We start from the raw sequence: 16974 nt of genomic DNA on the forward strand, positions 1-16974 counted from the left end.
CGCGGCACGGCGGACTCATTCCACTTCGCGCAGGCGGTTGGGTCGCAGTTCGCCGTAGCGGTCCAGGATGGGGTACGCGGCGGCGTTGACCAGACAGGCGTTCACACCGCCGGCATCGCGCAGGATTTCCAGGTAGAAGGCGCCGACATCGGCGACATCGATACGCCCGGTCTTGATGCGGTCCAGGTGGCGTTCGGCCGCGCGGGCTTCCAGGGCGCGGAAATGTTCTTTTTCGAAGGCCAGGTTGCGGGCCGTGGCGCGGTCGTTCGAGACGAACAGGGCGGCGGCCTGGCCCAGGTTGCGCTGCAGCCGTTCGAGGACTTCGGCCAGCTCGGCTTTCTGTTCGGCATCCAGCGCCCAGTGCTTCTTGTGCAGCTGGCCGGCATGGCCCAGCAGCCCTGCGCCAGTCACATCGGCGGCGTGGGCGATGTTCATGGAAAAGGTCAGGATGGCTTTCAGGTACTGGGCGTCGTCGGCGCTCAGGTTTTCCTGGTCCTGGGTTGCCAGGAACGCGGTCACGGACCGGTCGAGCTGGCTGATGGCCTGGTTCAGGTAGCGGGCCTGGCCGATCACCCTGGCATCCTCGTTCAGCAGGGCGCGTGCGGTGAGACGCAGCGATTCGCGCAACAGGTCCGTCAGCCGCAGCGCCTCGCGGGCCGCCTGGCCCAGGGCCACGGCCGGCACTTCGCGTGAGGACGCGTCCAGGTACTGGGGACGGGACGGATCGTGGGGGTCGTCGCGCGTCGGCAGCAACCGCTTCAGCAGGCGTGCGTAGGGCTGCAGCGCCGGCATGAAGCAGGCGGCTACCGTCAGGTTGAACAGCAGGTGGAAGTTCGCCACCGAGTGCGCTGCGTCGCCCAGCGAGGTCATGATCGGGGCGGCCCAGGGCATCAGGGCCAGGCCCAGCAGGCAGCCGGCCACGCGCGTGCCGAGGTTGCCCATGGGCACGCGGCGGGACGCGGGGTTGCTGTCGCCACCGCCTTCCAGGACGGGATTGATGGCGGTGCCCAGGTTGGCGCCCAGCACCAGCGCGTAGGCCAGTTCCGGCCGGATCAGGTCGTGATGGGCCAGGGACATGATCAGCACGACGACGGCCACGCTGGAATGCGATGCCCAGGTCAGCGCCGCACTGGCCGCCAGGGCGATCACCGGCGCGTCCGCCAGGGCCTGCAGGGCACTGCCCAGCACCGGCGCGTTCTGCAGCGGTTCGAACAGGGTCACCAGCTCGTGCAGGGCCAGCAGCAGCAGGCCCAGGCCGATCAGGGCGCGGCCCAGGTCGCGCGCGCGGCCCGGCTCGTAGCGGCGGAACATCCAGACGCCGACGAGCACCAGGCCGGGCGCCAGGGCGGTCAGGTCGAAGGACAGCGCCTGGACGATCAGGGTGGTGCCGACGTTCGCGCCCAGCATGGCGGCCAGGCCCGGCACCAGGGGCACCAGGCCATCCAGGGCGAAGCCGGTGATCATCAGGCCGGTGGCCGTGCTGCTCTGGATGGCGGCGGTGATCAGCAGCCCCGTGCCGAAGGCGCGCGGGGTCGATCCCATGGCCCGGCTCATCCACAGCCCCAGAGCCTTGCCGAAGGCCCGCTGCACGCCGGTCTGCACCATGTGCACGCCCCACAGCAGCAGGGCGACGAAACCGCCGAAGGTGATCAGTACCTGGAGTTCGCGCACGGCCGGCCTTTCATTGAGGGGTGGGCCCTAGGCCGTTTGCCGGCGCAGCGCCTCGATGCGTTGCTCGATGGGGGGGTGCGAGGCGAACAGGGCCCCGATGCCTCCGCCCGCGATGCCCGAGGCGGCCAGGGACTTGGGCAGTTCGCCGGCCTCGACCCCGCCCAGGCGGGCAAGCGCGCGGATCATGGGTTCGCGCGCGCCCAGCAAGTGGGCCGAACCCGCGTCGGCGCGGAATTCGCGCTGGCGGGAAAACCAGGCGACGATGATCGAGGCGAGCACGCCGAAGAGGATTTCGCACACGAAGACGCTCGCGTAGTAGCCCATGCCGATGTCGCGGTCGTTCTTGAGCACGGCGCGGTCGATGACGTAGCCGACCATGCGCGACAGGAAGATGACGAAGGTGTTGACCACGCCCTGGATCAGGGTGAGGGTGACCATGTCGCCGTTGGCGATGTGGGCGACCTCGTGGCCCAGCACGGCGGCGACCTCTTCCTCGGTCATGGACGAAAGCAGGCCCGTGGAGACTGCCACCAGGGAGTCGTTGCGGAAGGCGCCCGTGGCGAATGCATTGGGCGCGCCTTCGTAGATGGCGACTTCGGGGCGGCCGATGCCGGCCTTGTCGGCCAGCTGGTGCACGGTGGCCACCAGCCAGGCCTCGCGCCGGTCGCGCGGCGCCTGGGGGTCGATGACCCGGGCGCCGGTGCTGGCCTTGGCCATCCATTTGCTCATCAGCAGCGAGATGAATGAACCCGTGAATCCCAGCACCGCTGCAAACACCAGGAGCGCGGCCGGATCGATGCCGTTGGCGGTCAGGTAGCGGCCGACCCCCAGGAGGTTCATGGTGATGTTGAGCACCAGCAGGACCGCCAGGTTGGTCCCGAGAAACAGGATGATTCGTTTCATGTGGGGCAGAGCTCCGCAGGAAGGGTATGACAATGCCCAAAGTGTATAGTATCGGCTTCCGGTTCGTGCTGTGGTGACGCATGCAGTCTTTGTGGATGTTGCTGGCCTGCGCCATGTTCGCCGCGATGGGGGCCTTCGTGAAGGTTGCCGCCGGCCTGGGCGCGACGCTGCCGGAAATCGTCCTGTCGCGCGGCATCCCTTCCGTCCTGTTGCTGTATGTCTGGGCGCGCTCCACGCGGCGCACCATCCGCCCGTCCAGCTGGCGCCTGCACGTCTGGCGCAATTGCAGCGGCATCGCCTCCATGTGGCTGGGCTTTTTCGCCCTGTCCCACCTCTCCCTGCCGACGGCCATCAGCCTGAACTACACGGCGCCGCTGTTCATCGCGGGCTGGATGCTGTTCTTTGGCGGCGCCCAGCGCGATCCGGCGCGCGTGCTGGCGGTGCTGGCCGGTTTTCTCGGGGTGCTGGGCGTCTTGCGCCCCAGCATCCAGCACGACGAATGGTTGGCAGCCCTGATGGGGCTGGGAGCAGGCGGACTGGCGGCGATCGCCATGATGCAGATCCGCCAGCTGGGCCGGATCGGCGAGCCCGAGTGGCGGACGGTGCTGCTGTTTTCCCTGGGAGTGTGCCTGAGCGGCCTGGCCGGCATTTCGTTGCAGGGCTGGCGTGCCAGCGATCCCCTGGCCTTGCTGGCGCTGGCCGGACTTGGCCTGGCGGGCCTGGTGGGCCAGCTGGCCATGACCCGGGCCTTCGGCTTGGGGTCTACCCTGTTGACGGCGGCGCTGCAGTACATGACCATCATCTTTGCCGCCCTGATCGGCGTCCTGTTCTGGGGCGACCGGCCGGCGCCGCTGGCCTGGGCCGGCATGGCGCTGATCATCGGCTCCGGCCTGCTGTCGGTCTGGCGCACGTACACCGAGGCCCGCGCGCTGCGGGGCAGCGGCGATACGGCCCGGCCCGCGGACACAGGCATTCCCACGAAGGAGGTAAACCCGTCATGACCGCATTGCTGATTCAGCCAGAGACACTGCGCGACCGCCTGGCCCGGCCGGGCTGCCTGGTGTTCGATGTGCGCCACGATCTCGCGGACCACGGCGCGGGGCGGCGGGCCTACGAAGCAGGCCATGTGCCCGGGGCCCTGTATCTCGATCACGAAACCCAGCTATGCGCCCTCAAGACGGGGCGCAATGGCCGCCATCCTCTGCCTGACCGCGCCGATTTCGCCGCCCTGATGCGGGCCCAGGGGCTGACGGCCCGCACCGACGTGGTGGTCTACGACGCCGGCAATTCGATGTTCGCGGCGCACCTGTGGTGGATGCTGCGCTGGCTGGGCCACGAATCCGTCGCAGTCCTGGACGGAGGATGGGCTGCCTGGCAGGTGATCGGCGGTGCGGTCGAGACGGGGCCGCGCGCACCGTCCCTCAGCGAAGCCCAGGCGATCCAGGGGCTCGTGCTCTCGGGCAAGCCATCGATGCCCGTGGTCGATGCCCGTGCCGTCCTGGCCAACCTCGACGAGCCGCGCTTCACGGTGCTGGATGCGCGTGCGCCCGAACGCTTCAGCGGCGCGGTCGAACCGATCGATCCGGTCGGCGGACACATCCCGGGCGCACTCAACCGTCCGTTCGCCAGCAACCTGGATGCCGACGGGCGGTTCAAGCCGGCTGCCGTGTTGCGGACCGAATTCGAGGCCTTGCTCGGAGACAGGCTGGATCGCGGCATCGTCCACCAGTGCGGCTCGGGCATCACCGCCTGCCACAACCTGTTCGCCATGGAACTGGCCGGCCTGCGCGGCTCGGCCCTGTACCCGGGTTCCTGGAGCGAATGGTGCTCCGACCCCGCCCGCCCCGTGGCACGTGGATGAGTCTGGGCACAGGTCAGTCCCTGCGGACTGACCTGTGCCTGACGAATCGGAGCGGCCTGCAGGCCGCGACGTGGAGAGCTGCCCCGATCCAAGGCTGACCTGTGCCTGACGAATCGGTTTTCAGAGACCCCTAGGCCATCATCCTGCGGTACCAGGCATGGAAGTGCGCCATGCCGTCTTCCAGGGGGCTCTGGTAGGGGCCGCATTCGCTTTCTCCGCGCTCCATCAGGGCGCGGCGGCCGGCGTCCATGCGTTCGCCGATCTCGTCGTCCTCGATCGCCGTCTCCAGGTAGGCCGCACGCTGGGCCTCGATGAATTCGCGTTCGAAGGCGACGATTTCCTCCGGGTAGTAGAACTCGATCACGTTGACGGTTTCCTGGGGGCTGACGGGATGCAGCGTGGACAGCACCAGGACGTGGGGATAGAGCTCGATCATGTGGGTGGGGAAATACGTGACCCAGATCGCGCCGAAATCGGGCTCGGCGCCCGAGCGGTACTGGAGCAGGCGGTCGTGCCACTGGCGGTAGACCTCGGTGCCCGGCTGGCCCAGGGCCTGGTTGACGCCGACCCGCTGCATGCTGTGGAATTCCCCGAATTCCCATTCCAGGTCGTCGCAGGTCACGAAGCGCCCCAGCCCGGGATGGAAGGGGCCGACATGGTAGTCCTCCAGGTAGACCTCGATGAACGTCTTCCAGTTGTAGTGGCAGGGATGGACTTCGACGTGGTCGAGCACGTAGTCGGAGAAATCGAATTCCGGCCGCTCGAACAGGGCGCCGAGGTCGTCCCGGGGATCGCGTTCGCCCTCGAACAGCAGCCCGTGGCAATTGCGCAGGGGGAATTCCCGCAGCTTCAGGTCCGGCTTTTCGGGGAAGAGCGGCGCGTTCAGCAGCTGACCGCGGGCGTCGTAGCTCCATTGGTGGATCGGGCACAGGATGCGCCCGCCCGTGCTGCACAGGTTGCCCGCCGCGCAGCTGGCGTCGCGCCCGGTCTGGCTGCCCAGCATCAGGGCCTGGCGGTGGCGGCAGACATTCGACAGCAGGCGCACGTCGGTGCGGTCGCGCAGCAGGACCCTTCCTCCGCCTTCGTGGGCCAGGGTGCGCCAGTCTCCTGCGTTCGGCACCATTTTCTCGTGCCCCACATAGCGGGCGCTGCGATCGAAGATCAGGCGGCGCTCCTGCGCCAGGATGTCCGGGTCGAAATAGTGGCGGACCGGAAGCTGGCTGGCCAGATCCGCGCCGGAAGGGATGTAAGGGTTGGTCATTGGTTCCCCCCGCAAGAATGGAACCGCCCGTGCGCCGCCGGGATGCCCTGGCGCCGGCGATCCGGGCAGGGTGGAAAAGGAACGGCGGCCGGGGCGGCGCGAAGAAAAACGCCCGAGCCGGTCGATCGCGTTTGCGACCGGACCGCATGGCCCCGGCATGGCGCAAGGCCCGGTCCGGGGCAGGGGACGAAATTGTACCCTACCCCGTAAGTCACCGGGGCCGGCACGGTTTCATGGTCCGGCGGGGTTCCCGTACAATCCAGTCTGGAATGCACAGATGAAACCCATGGTCGACGATCAAACCCCGCAGCCGGACCGCACCCCCCGGCCTGCCGATCCATTGCCCCAGGACTTCGAGACGGCGCTGGCCGAGCTCGAGGATCTGGCTGGCCGCATGAACGACGGCAACCTTGGCCTGGACGAATCCATCGCCCTGTATCAGCGCGGTGTGGCGCTGGCCCAGATCTGCCAGCGCCGGCTCGAGGCCGTCGAGCAGCAGGTCCAGGTGCTCCAGGGCCAGTTGCTCCAGCCGTTCGACGACGCTGCGGCGCGGGACGCGACATGACCGCAGCCACCGGTCATTTCGATGCCTGGCTGCGCGACCGGGTGGAACACGTCGCGACGGTGCTCGACGATCTGCTGCCGCCCGTGCAGGACGACGCCGCGCGCCTGCACGAGGCCATGCGCTACGCCGTCCTGGGCCCGGGCAAGCGGGTGCGCGCCGCGCTGGTGTATGCTGCCGGCGAGGCCAGCCGTTCGGGAAGCGGGGCGGCCGCTGCGCAGGATCTGGCGCTGGACGCGGCCGCCGCCGCCGTGGAACTGATCCACGCCTATTCGCTGATCCACGACGACCTGCCCTGCATGGACGATGACGACCTGCGCAGGGGCCGGCCCACCGTGCATCGCCAGTTCAACGACGAGGCGCTGGCCATGCTGGCCGGCGACGCGCTGCAGCCGCTGGCTTTCGATTGCCTGGCCCAGATGCCCATTGCGCCGGCCCTGATCGTCCAGGCCGTCCAGCTGCTGGCCCGCGCCGCGGGCAGCGAGGGGATGGTCGGCGGCCAGGCCATCGACTGCGCCAGCGTCGGCCGGCAACTGCCGATCGAGGCGCTGCAGCACATGCACCGCATGAAGACCGGGGCATTGCTCGAAGCCAGCGTGCTGCTGGGCGGGGTGGTGGCCGGGGCCAGCAGCACGGTGCGCGCCGGGCTGGAGTCCTACGCCTCGGCCATGGGCCTGGCCTTCCAGGTGGTGGATGACATCCTGGACGTGACCGCGGATTCGGCCACCCTGGGCAAGACCGCCGGCAAGGATGCCGTCCAGGGCAAGCCGACCTACGTTTCCATCATGGGGCTCGAAGGTTCTCGCGAACTCCTGGCCGGCTTGCGCGAACAGGCCTGCACCGCACTGCTGCCGCTGGGGCCGTCGGCGTGCCGGCTGCGCGAACTGGCCGACTACATCATCGGCCGTTCCCATTAGATCCAAGGCATCATGACTAGATTACTGGAAGGCATCCAATCGCCGCAGGACCTGCGCCGGCTGGACCGTCGGGACCTCAAGGATCTGGCGGTCGAGTTGCGTGCGTTCGTGCTGGATTCCGTGTCGCGCACCGGGGGGCACCTGTCCTCGAACCTGGGTACCGTCGAGCTCACCCTGGCGCTGCACTATGCGTTCGATACGCCCAACGACCGGCTGATCTGGGACGTGGGCCATCAGTCCTACCCGCACAAGATCCTGACCGGGCGGCGCGAGGCCATGGCCGGCCTGCGCCAGCAGGGCGGGATCTCGGGCTTTCCGAAGCGCGCGGAATCGCCCTACGACGCTTTTGGCACGGCGCATTCGTCGACCTCGATCTCCGCCGCGCTGGGCATGGCGGTCGCTTCGCGCAATGCCGGCATCGACCGCCAGCACATTGCCGTGATCGGCGACGGCGCCATGACGGCCGGCATGGCCTTCGAGGCCCTGAACAACGCCGGCGTCACCCCCGATGTCAATCTGCTGGTCGTGCTGAACGACAACGACATGTCGATCTCGCCACCGGTGGGGGCCCTGAACTACTACTTCGCCCGTCTGATGTCGGGGCAGTTCTACGCCCATGCCAAGAACATGGGCCGGGCCGTGCTGCAGCACGTGCCGCCCGTGCTGGCGCTGGCACGCAAGCTGGAAGGCCACGCCAAGGGCATGCTGTCCCCGGCCACGCTGTTCGAGGAGCTGGGCTTCAATTACATGGGGCCGATCGACGGACACGACCTGGACGTGCTGATCCCCACCCTGGAAAACCTGCGGCGGCTCGGCGGCCTGCAGTTCCTGCACGTCGTGACGCGCAAGGGCCGGGGCTACAAGCTGGCCGAGGCCGATCCGGTCCTCTACCACGGCCCGGGCAAATTCGATCCTTCGGTCGGCATCCAGAAGCCTGCCAAGCCAGCGCGCCAGACCTTCACCCAGGTCTTCGGCACCTGGCTGTGCGACATGGCCGCCGCCGACGCACGCCTGGTGGGCATCACGCCCGCCATGCGCGAGGGCAGCGGCCTGGTCGAATTCGAGCGCCGTTTTCCGCAGCGCTATTTCGATGTCGGCATCGCCGAGCAGCATGCCGTCACCTTTGCCGCCGGCCTGGCCTGCGAGGGCTGCAAGCCCGTGGTGGCCATCTATTCCACTTTCCTGCAGCGCGGCTATGATCAGCTGATCCACGACGTGGCACTGCAGAATCTGGATGTGACCTTTGCCCTGGACCGGGCCGGCATCGTCGGTGCCGATGGGGCGACGCACGCCGGCAACTACGACATTGCCTATCTGCGTTGCATCCCCAACCTGGTCGTCGCCACGCCGTCGGACGAATCCGAGGCGCGCCTGCTGCTCAGCACCTGCTTCCTTCACCCCGGGCCGGCGTCGGTGCGCTACCCGCGAGGCGCCGGTTGCGGCGTCGATCCGGGCGATGGCCTGGAACCGGTCGAGATCGGCCGCGCCGTGGTGCGCCGCGAGGGCCGGGATGTGGCGCTGCTGGTGTTCGGCACGCTGCTGCCCGAAGCCGCGCGGGCGGCAGAATCGCTGGACGCCACGCTGGTGGACATGCGCTTCGTCAAGCCGCTCGACGAGGCGCTGCTGCGGCGCCTGGCCGAAACCCACGACCTTTTCGTCACGGTCGAGGAAGGCGCCGTCATGGGAGGCGCGGGCAGCGCGGTCGCCGAATGGCTGAACCGGGAGGCGATCGTCCGCCCGATCCTGCAACTGGGTTTGCCGGATGAATTCATCGATCACGGGGACCAGAAGGTCATCCTTGCCGATCTCGGCCTGGATGCCGACGGAATCGAGGCGTCGATACGCCAGCGTTTGAAAAGGAATGCTTCATGAACACCCTGCTGGATCCGGTGACGATGGCGATGCCGGATGTGCAAAGCGGGCCGGACACGCGCCGGATTGCCATCCAGAGGGTGGGTGTGCGCGGCGTTCGCCACCCCCTGCTGGTGGCGGCGGGCGACGGCCAGCCCCAGGCGACCATCGCCGACTGGGAAATGACCGTGGCCCTGCCGGCCGATGAAAAGGGCACGCACATGTCCCGCTTCATCGCGCTGCTGGAATCGCATCGCGCCCGGCCCATGACGCCCGCCGCCCTGTGCGGCCTGGCGCAGTCCATGCTGGACCTGCTGCATGCCGACGCGGGCGACGTCGCCGCCCGCTTTCCCTACTTCATCGAAAAGCAGGCGCCGGTATCCGGCGTGGGCAGCCTGATGGACTATCAGGTGTGCTGGTCGGTCCGCGCCCGCCGGGGCGAGGCGCCGCGCTTTTCCCTGTCCGTCCTGGTGCCGGTGACCAGCCTGTGCCCGTGCTCGAAGGCGATCTCGGAATACGGCGCCCACAACCAGCGCTCACACGTTTCGGTGGAACTGGAATACAGTCAGGTCCAGGCTGTCGACCTGGACGCGCTGATCCGCGGCGTGGAATCGCAGGCCTCTTCCGAGCTGTGGGGGCTGCTCAAGCGCGCCGACGAAAAATTCGTCACCGAGCGGGCGTATGAAAACCCGAAGTTCGTCGAGGACCTGGTGCGCGACGTCGCCGTGATGCTTCAGCGCCTGCCGGGCGTGGCTTCCTACCAGGTCACGGCGGAAAACTTCGAATCCATCCACAACCATTCCGCCTACGCCGTGGTGCACAGCGGCTGAGCCGCGCCCGTCGCCTGGCAACTGCGGCGGTGGCCCGATGGGCCTGGGCATCTTTCGGCAAGCATGCTGAATGTGCTAGAATGCCAGGTTACTTGCTCGACCGTGCCTTTGGCATGCCGTTTTGCGGCGTGCCCGCGATGCCAGAAAACGGGGTATCGCATCGTGCCGGCGGGCTGTCTGTCAACATCACAGATATCCACAAGGAGTCTTACATGCGCCACTACGAAGTAGTGTTCATCGTGCATCCCGATCAGAGCGAGCAGGTGCCCGCCATGATCGAGCGCTACCAGGCCATGGTCACCAGCAATGGCGGCCAGATCCACCGCGTCGAGGACTGGGGCCGCCGCCAGCTGGCCTATCCCATCCAGAAGCTCGTGAAGGCCCACTACGTGTGCTTCAACATCGAATGCGGCCAGGCCGCGCTGGATGAGCTCGAGCACTCGTTCCGCTACAACGACGCGATCCTGCGCCACCTGTTCGTCAAGACCAAGCACGCCCACACCGAGCCTTCCATCATGATGAAGTCGGTCGAGCGCGAGGAAGCCCGCAAGGCGACCGCCACCGAGTCCACGAATTCCTGATCCGGAGCACGCGCATTCCGTGAACCGGGTCGAAATCGCAGCGCGCGTGGCCGAGGCCGAGCCGCTGCGCCACACGCCGGCGGGCACGCCGGTGCTGCGGCTCCGGATGGAACACGAATCCGAGGTCATCGAGGCCGGCGCCCCCCGCACCGTACGCATGGAATTGCAGGCGGTGGCCCTGGGGGACGTGGCCAGCGAACTGGCCGCAACGCCGATCGGTACACCGATCCAGGCCATCGGATTCCTGGCTCCCCTCCGGCAGGGTTCGGACCGACTGGTGTTTCACATCCAGCGGATCGCGCAGGCACACTGAATGAACATGCCGGGCATGGCCCGGCCACAGAGAAAGGCAACCATCATGGCTTACTTCAAGAAATCCAAGGAAAAGCGCAAGTTCGGGCAGCAGAATCCGCTGTTCAAGCGCCGCAAGTTCTGCCGCTTCACCGTCGCCAAGGTCGAAGAGATCGACTACAAGGATCTGGACACCCTGCGCGATTTCATCCAGGAAAACGGCAAGATCATCCCCGCTCGCCTGACCGGTACCAAGGCGCACTACCAGCGCCAGCTGGACACCGCCATCAAGCGCGCGCGCTTCCTGGCCCTGTTGCCGTACACCGACAACCACAACTGATCCGAGGTTCCCAGTCATGCAAGTCATCCTGCTTGAAAAAGTCGTCAATCTCGGCAACCTGGGCGACGTGGTTCGTGTGCGTGACGGCTACGCCCGCAACTACCTGATCCCCCAGAAGATCGCCCGCCGCGCCACCGACGCCGCCCTGAAGGAATTCGAGGCCCGTCGCGCCGAGCTCGAAAAGCAACAGGCCGAAAAGCTGGCCGCGGCCCAGGCCGTGGCCGAGAAGCTGTCGGGCTATGCGCTGAACATCAGCCAGAAGGCCGGTGTCGACGGCCGCCTGTTCGGTTCGGTCACCAACATGGACGTGGCTGCCGCGCTGCAGGCCGCCGGCTTCACCGACGTGCACAAGGCACAGGTCCGCATGCCGGACGGCGCCATCAAGGCCGTGGGTGAATTCCCGCTGCAGGTTGCGCTGCACGCCGACGTGGTGGCCGACATCACGCTCACCGTGCAAGGCGAAATGGCCTGACGCACCACCCGTTGCGCGCCGTGCTACATTCCTCTCGGTAGGGTGGCGCGGCGCCGCTGAAAAGGCCGGCGCCATGCCGGCCTTTTTCTTTGCTGCCGGGCCGCCCGGCAGACAACGAGCGGCATGCAGCCACCCGCCCGCCCGGCATGGGGCGTTTTTATTTCGAGGAAGGGAAAGGTTTGGAAATCGAAGCCGACGCGCAACTGGATTATCTGCGTGTGCCGCCGCACTCCATCGAGGCCGAGCAATCGGTGCTGGGCGGTCTGCTGCTGGACAACGCCGCCTTCGACCGGGTCGCGGACGTCCTCACCGAGGACGATTTCTACCGCTTCGACCACCGCCTGATCTGGCAGCACATCGCCCGGCTTGTGGCGCTGGCGCGGCCGGCAGACGTCGTCACGGTTCATGAATCCCTGGCCACCGCGGGCAAGGCCGACGAATGCGGCGGCCTGCCGTACCTGAACGCGCTCGCGCACAACACGCCTTCGGCGGCGAATATCCGCCGCTATGCGGAAATCGTGCGCGAGCGTTCCATGCTGCGCAAGCTGGTCTCGATCGCCGACGAGATTTCCTCGGCCGCCTTCAACCCCCAGGGCAAGGAAGCCCGGCAGATTCTCGACGAAGCCGAGTCCCGCGTCTTCCAGATCGCCCAGGAAGGCTCGCGCGGCATGGCAGGATTCCAGGAAATCCGCCCGCTGCTGGCCCAGGTGGTCGAACGCATCGACGAGCTCTACCACCGCGAGGGCGATTCCGACGTGACCGGGGTGCCGACCGGCTTCAACGACCTGGACCGCATGACTTCGGGCCTGCAGCCGGGCGACCTGGTGATCGTGGCCGGGCGCCCGTCCATGGGCAAGACCTCTTTTTCCATGAATATCGGCGAGCACGTCGCCATCGAGCAGGGGCTGCCGGTGGCCGTGTTCTCCATGGAAATGGGCGCCGTGCAGCTGGCCATGCGCATGATCGGCTCGGTCGGCATGCTGGACCAGCACCGCATGCGCACCGGCAAGCTGAACCAGGACGACTGGCCACGCCTGACGCATGCCGTGCAGAAGGTCGAGGAGGCCCAGATCTACATCGACGAGACCCCCGCGCTGACCTCGATGGAGGTGCGCGCCCGGGCGCGGCGTCTGGCGCGCCAGTGCGGGCAGCTGGGGCTGATCATCATCGACTACCTGCAGCTGATGTCCGCCAGCGGCTCCGGCGAGAACCGCGCCACGGAAATCTCGGAGATCAGCCGATCGCTGAAGGGATTGGCCAAGGAACTGAACTGCCCGGTGATCGCACTGTCGCAGCTCAATCGCAGCCTGGAACAGCGCCCCAACAAGCGGCCCGTCATGAGCGATCTGCGCGAATCCGGGGCCATCGAGCAGGATGCCGACGTGATCATCTTCATCTATCGCGACGAGGTCTACAATCCCGATTCGCCGGACAAGGGCACGGCCGAGATCATCATCGGCAAGCAGCGTAACGGCCCGATCGGCACGGTGCGCCTGACCTTCCAGGGCTCCAGCACCCGTTTCCTGAATTTCTCGACGGCCCCGGAATTCTGACGGCGCACGGCCTGACCGCGGCTCGTTCCGCGGGGACTATTCCGTATCCCGGGTCATCCGCAGCGCCATGCGCACGGCCGCACGCAGCGAGGCCGGGTCGGCCAGGCCGTGTCCCGCGATGTCGAAGGCCGTGCCGTGGTCCACGCTGGTGCGCACGAACGGCAGGCCCACGGTCACGTTCACGCCTTCGTCCAGACCCAGGTATTTCACCGGGATCAGCCCCTGGTCGTGGTACTGGGCGACCACGATGTCGAATTCACCCTTGCGGGCCCGCATGAACACGGTATCGCCCGGCCAGGGGCCGCTGGCATCCAGGCCCGCGGCCCGGGCGGCCGCGATGGCCGGTGCGATATGGCGGGTTTCCTCGTCGCCAAAGGCTCCGCCTTCGCCCGCGTGCGGGTTCAGTCCCGCCACGGCGATGCGCGGCCGGGCGATGCCGGCCTGGCGGCAGGCCCGGTGGGCCAGGCGGATGGCGCGCAGTTCGGCTTCGGGGCTGAGCGCCACGGGGACTTCGGCCAGGGCGATGTGGATGGTCACCAGCAGCACGCGCAGTTCGTCGTTGGCCAGCATCATGGCGTATTCCGCCGTGCCGGTGCGCTGCGCCAGGATTTCCGTATGACCGGGGAAGTCGATGCCGGCTGCGTGCAGCGCCCCCTTGTGCAGTGGCGCCGTCACCAGCGCCCGGACCCGGCCGGCCAGGGCGTCGTCGATCGCATGGCACAGGTATTCGTAGGCGCCGCGCCCGGCGCGGGCGTCCTCGCGGCCCCAGGGCAGGTCCGCCGGCAGTTCGTCCCAGCGGTTCAGCACGCCGATCACGCCCCGCGTGGTGCCCGCGCCGGGCGTTTCCAGCGGGCGGACTTCCAGGCTGCCATCCAGCCCCAGCGCCCGGCAGGCGCGCCGCAGGGCGCCGGCATCGCCGTAGACGACGGCGGGGTGGGGCAGGCCCTCGGCGAACAGGCGCACGATCAGTTCCGGGCCGACGCCCGCGGCGTCTCCCAGCGTGATGGCCAGAGGGGCGCCGGCGGGTGCGGCCGGGATGCCCGGGTCAGAGGGCGTCGCTGGCATAGTCGGCCAGGCGGGAGCGCTCGCCGCGCTGCAGGGTGATGTGGCCTGCGTGCGGCCAGCCCTTGAAACGATCCACCACGTAAGTCAGTCCCGAACTGCCTTCAGTCAGGTAGGGGGTATCGATCTGGGCGATGTTGCCCAGGCAGACGATCTTGGTACCCGGGCCTGCGCGGGTGACCAGGGTCTTCATCTGCTTGGGCGTCAGGTTCTGGGCCTCGTCGATGATCAGGAATTTGTTGAGGAAGGTGCGGCCGCGCATGAAATTCATGGACTTGACCTTGATGCGCGAACGGATCAGGTCCATGGCGGGCGTCTTGTTCCAGTCCTGTCCGTTGCTGCCGCCCGGGACGCCGAGCGCGCCCGCTGCCCCCTGGTGCAGGACTTCCAGGTTGTCTTCCAGCGCTCCCATCCAGGGCAGCATCTTTTCTTCTTCGGTGCCGGGCAGGAAGCCGATATCGTCGCCCACCGGCACGGTTGCGCGGGTGATGATGATTTCCGTATAGCGCTTGGTTTCGAACGTCTGAGCCAGGCCGCTGGCCAGCGCCAGCAGGGTCTTGCCGGTGCCCGCCTGGCCCAGCAGCGACACGAAGTCGATGTCGGGGTTCATCAGCAGGTTCAGGGCGAAGTTCTGTTCGCGGTTGCGCGTGGTGACGCCCCAGACGCTGTTCTTGGCATGGCTGAAATCGCGCAGGGTGGAGAGCACGGCGCTTTTCCCCGTGACCTCGCGCACCTGGGCATACAGCGGCATCTCGCCTTCGTAGTAGACGAATTCGTTGACGATGAACTGGCTGCACAGCGGCCCGCGCACGCGGTACCAGGTCAGGCCGTTCTGCTGCCAGGATTCGATATCCTTGCCGTGCTTGTTCCAGAAGTTCTCCGGCAGCGGCATGACGCCGTCGTAGAGCAGGTCGGAGTCGTCCAGGACGTGGTCGTTCAGGTAGTCCTCGGCCGGCAGGTCCAGCGCCCGGGCCTTCAGGCGCATGTTGATGTCCTTGGACACCAGCACGATCTCGCGCTTCGGGTTTTCCTGGCGCAATCCATGGACGATGCCCAGGATCACGTTGTCGGCCTTGCCCATCGGCAGTTCCAGGGGCAGGCGGGTATCGGTGGGGCGGGTCTGGAAATACAGCGCGCCCAGGGCTTCGCTGTTGCCCAGCGAATCCAGCGGAACACCCTGCGAAAGGTCGGCGGTGCCGATCAACTGGTCCAGGTAGCGGCTGACCTGGCGGGCGTTGCGTGCGACCTCGGACATGCCTTTCTTCTGGTGGTCGAGCTCTTCGAGCACGATCATGGGCAGAAAGACGTCGTGTTCGGCGAAGCGGAACAGGGACGAAGGATCGTGCAGCAGCACGTTGGTGTCCAGCACGAACAGTTTGCGCTGCGCAGTCGGCAGGCGCCTGGGCCGTGCGCGGGTAGCGGAAGGCCGGGGTGTCGGAGCGGGTGCGGTGGCCGGGGCCGGGCTTGCGGGGGGCGGAACGGGCTTGTCCGCCGCGGGCGCCTTGGCGGTGCGTGCAGGCGCGGCCGGAGCAGCCGCAGGAACCGGGGCCGGTGCGGCGACAGGCGCGGTCTTGGGCGCGGGTGTCGCGGGTTTGGACAGGATGGCGGCAACCGGGCGGGACTTCGTGCTGCGCCCGCGCGAGGCGGAGCGGGACGTGTCGAGCGCCGGGCCGGGCACGGCGGCCGGGGACGCCTGGCGCGGTGTGGCGCGGGCCGTGGTTTCGACGAGATCGCCCGGACGGGCCGGCGGTTTCGGAAGGGGCATGAAGGCTCCTGGGAAGGCGGCGCTCAGGCGCCCAGGTTTTGCGCGGCTTGCAGAACTTCGTCCACGTGCCCCGGAACGCGCACGCCGCGCCATTCCTGAACCAGGACACCCTGCCGGTCGACCAGGAACGTGCTGCGTTCGATGCCGCGCACCTGCTTGCCGTACATGTTCTTCTGCTTCATGACGCCAAACAGCGAACACAGCGTTTCGTCGGGGTCGGCGATCAGCGGGAAGGGCAGGGATTGCTTGTCGATGAAGCCCTGGTGGGACTTCAGCGTGTCGCGCGAAATGCCATAGATTTCGCAACCCAGGGCCTGGAACTGCGCGTGGCGGTCGCGGAAATCCTGGGCTTCGGTGGTGCAGCCCGGCGTGTTGTCCTTGGGGTAGAAATACAGGACGAAGGGCTTGCCCTGCAGCGCGGCCGAATCGAAGGTGCCCTGGGTGGATTCGGCGGTGAGCGGCGGCAGCGGGCGGCCGATGGCGATGGTGGTCATGAGGGGTCTCCGGGTAGCAGCAGGGCGAGCACGCGCCGTTCTTCTGACATGAGGATGTTGTAGGTGCGGGCGGCCGCCTGGGTGGTCATGGTTTCTATGCCGATCCCCAGCGCCAGCAAAGGCCGCAGCACATCGGGGCGCAGGAAGACCTGGCGCGGACCGGTGCCGATCAGCAGCACTTCGGGGGCGTTGTCGGGCAGTTCGACGGCAGGCGCCTCGTCGTCGAGGAAGGCGAGCGGATCGCGCGGGGCCTGCTTCAGGCCGATCAGGTCCTGGAGGAAAGCGGCGTCGATCTGCGCGGCCGAACGCACGGCGACGTTGCGGACCGGGCCTTCGGGGGCGAAACAGATCGCGCCTTCGTAGCGGACGCGGTTGATTTCCAGGAAGCCGTCGCCGTAGGCGGTGACAGTGTTGAGCGCGGGGTTCAGATCTTTTTGCAGTAGCACGGGCAGGCTCCGGTGTTCCTGTGATGATAGCGCAATCGATCGCGCGGCCGCGCCGCCACATTTTTGCTTCGGAGCGGCGCTCGGGGCCCGACCATTTGCGAGTCGCGGACGCAT

18 protein-coding genes are annotated in these 16974 nt (G+C 67.6%); 11 read left to right on the forward strand and 7 right to left on the reverse strand.

All coding sequences use genetic code 11. The annotated features are described in order from the left end of the window. Positions 1–15: 15 nt before the first annotated feature. The gene (locus tag ABD022_RS05545; protein ID WP_325127368.1) at positions 16–1671 is read right to left on the reverse strand and encodes a Na/Pi cotransporter family protein; all 1656 of its coding nucleotides are present in this window, start codon (positions 1669–1671) and stop codon (positions 16–18) included. A gap of 27 nt (positions 1672–1698) precedes the next feature. After that, complete coding sequence (htpX, locus tag ABD022_RS05550; protein WP_325127366.1) at positions 1699–2574, reverse strand: protease HtpX; 876 nt, start codon at positions 2572–2574, stop codon at positions 1699–1701. Between the two features lie 80 nt (positions 2575–2654). Between htpX and ABD022_RS05555 the strand changes: the two genes are divergently transcribed. Both ABD022_RS05555 and ABD022_RS05560 read left to right on the forward strand, forming a co-directional pair. Then, positions 2655–3575, forward strand: a complete 921-nt coding sequence (locus ABD022_RS05555; protein ID WP_343820394.1) for a DMT family transporter — start codon at positions 2655–2657, stop codon at positions 3573–3575. Beyond that, a complete protein-coding gene (locus ABD022_RS05560; protein ID WP_343820396.1) occupies positions 3572–4435 on the forward strand; it encodes a sulfurtransferase in 864 nt (287 codons plus the stop codon). Before ABD022_RS05555 ends, ABD022_RS05560 begins: the two co-directional genes overlap by 4 nt. 130 nt (positions 4436–4565) lie before the next feature. Here ABD022_RS05560 and ABD022_RS05565 read toward each other — a convergent pair whose 3' ends face one another. Continuing rightward, the gene (locus ABD022_RS05565) at positions 4566–5696 is read right to left on the reverse strand and encodes an aromatic ring-hydroxylating oxygenase subunit alpha (protein ID WP_343820398.1); all 1131 of its coding nucleotides are present in this window, start codon (positions 5694–5696) and stop codon (positions 4566–4568) included. A 286-nt stretch (positions 5697–5982) separates the two neighbouring features. Between ABD022_RS05565 and ABD022_RS05570 the strand changes: the two genes are divergently transcribed. The 9 genes from ABD022_RS05570 (at position 5983) to ABD022_RS05610 (ending at position 13093) form a co-directional block, all read left to right on the forward strand. Then, positions 5983–6261 (forward strand): exodeoxyribonuclease VII small subunit, encoded by a 279-nt coding sequence (locus ABD022_RS05570; RefSeq protein ID WP_325127356.1) that lies wholly within the window; start codon positions 5983–5985, stop codon positions 6259–6261. Then, positions 6258–7175 (forward strand): polyprenyl synthetase family protein, encoded by a 918-nt coding sequence (locus tag ABD022_RS05575; protein WP_325127354.1) that lies wholly within the window; start codon positions 6258–6260, stop codon positions 7173–7175. The genes ABD022_RS05570 and ABD022_RS05575 overlap by 4 nt, the downstream gene beginning before the upstream one ends. Before the next feature lie 9 nt (positions 7176–7184). After that, positions 7185–9047: a 1-deoxy-D-xylulose-5-phosphate synthase gene (dxs, locus tag ABD022_RS05580; RefSeq protein ID WP_343820430.1), complete on the forward strand. Its 1863-nt coding sequence runs from the start codon at positions 7185–7187 to the stop codon at positions 9045–9047. Further along, a complete protein-coding gene (gene folE2 / locus ABD022_RS05585; RefSeq protein WP_343820399.1) occupies positions 9044–9856 on the forward strand; it encodes a GTP cyclohydrolase FolE2 in 813 nt (270 codons plus the stop codon). The genes dxs and folE2 overlap by 4 nt, the downstream gene beginning before the upstream one ends. A 212-nt stretch (positions 9857–10068) precedes the next feature. Next, entirely contained in the window at positions 10069–10437 is a 369-nt protein-coding gene (rpsF, locus tag ABD022_RS05590) for a 30S ribosomal protein S6 (protein WP_325123994.1), read from the forward strand. Positions 10438–10456: 19 nt separating this feature from the next. Beyond that, positions 10457–10750 carry a primosomal replication protein N gene (gene priB / locus ABD022_RS05595; protein ID WP_325123995.1) on the forward strand — a complete coding sequence of 98 codons (294 nt, stop codon included), beginning with the start codon at positions 10457–10459 and terminating at the stop codon, positions 10748–10750. 45 nt (positions 10751–10795) lie between these two features. Continuing rightward, positions 10796–11068 carry a 30S ribosomal protein S18 gene (gene rpsR / locus ABD022_RS05600; protein WP_066456389.1) on the forward strand — a complete coding sequence of 91 codons (273 nt, stop codon included), beginning with the start codon at positions 10796–10798 and terminating at the stop codon, positions 11066–11068. A 16-nt stretch (positions 11069–11084) separates the two neighbouring features. After that, positions 11085–11540 (forward strand): 50S ribosomal protein L9, encoded by a 456-nt coding sequence (gene rplI, locus ABD022_RS05605; RefSeq protein ID WP_325123996.1) that lies wholly within the window; start codon positions 11085–11087, stop codon positions 11538–11540. A gap of 179 nt (positions 11541–11719) precedes the next feature. Then, positions 11720–13093, forward strand: a complete 1374-nt coding sequence (locus ABD022_RS05610; RefSeq protein ID WP_325123997.1) for a replicative DNA helicase — start codon at positions 11720–11722, stop codon at positions 13091–13093. 36 nt (positions 13094–13129) lie between these two features. Here ABD022_RS05610 and pdxA read toward each other — a convergent pair whose 3' ends face one another. The 4 genes from pdxA to ABD022_RS05630 are packed head-to-tail and all read right to left on the reverse strand — an operon-like array spanning position 13130 to position 16860. Continuing rightward, complete coding sequence (gene pdxA, locus ABD022_RS05615; RefSeq protein ID WP_325123998.1) at positions 13130–14158, reverse strand: 4-hydroxythreonine-4-phosphate dehydrogenase PdxA; 1029 nt, start codon at positions 14156–14158, stop codon at positions 13130–13132. Next, the gene (locus tag ABD022_RS05620; protein WP_325123999.1) at positions 14139–15920 is read right to left on the reverse strand and encodes a PhoH family protein; all 1782 of its coding nucleotides are present in this window, start codon (positions 15918–15920) and stop codon (positions 14139–14141) included. The genes pdxA and ABD022_RS05620 overlap by 20 nt, the downstream gene beginning before the upstream one ends. A gap of 23 nt (positions 15921–15943) precedes the next feature. Beyond that, on the reverse strand, positions 15944–16414 hold the full coding sequence (locus ABD022_RS05625) for a peroxiredoxin (protein WP_325124000.1): 471 nt from the start codon (positions 16412–16414) through the stop codon (positions 15944–15946). After that, positions 16411–16860 carry an Mth938-like domain-containing protein gene (locus tag ABD022_RS05630; protein WP_343820403.1) on the reverse strand — a complete coding sequence of 150 codons (450 nt, stop codon included), beginning with the start codon at positions 16858–16860 and terminating at the stop codon, positions 16411–16413. Before ABD022_RS05630 ends, ABD022_RS05625 begins: the two co-directional genes overlap by 4 nt. Between the last annotated feature and the right edge of the window lie 114 nt (positions 16861–16974).

Source organism: Castellaniella daejeonensis (assembly GCF_039523555.1).
Lineage (GTDB): Bacteria > Pseudomonadota > Gammaproteobacteria > Burkholderiales > Burkholderiaceae_B > Castellaniella > Castellaniella daejeonensis.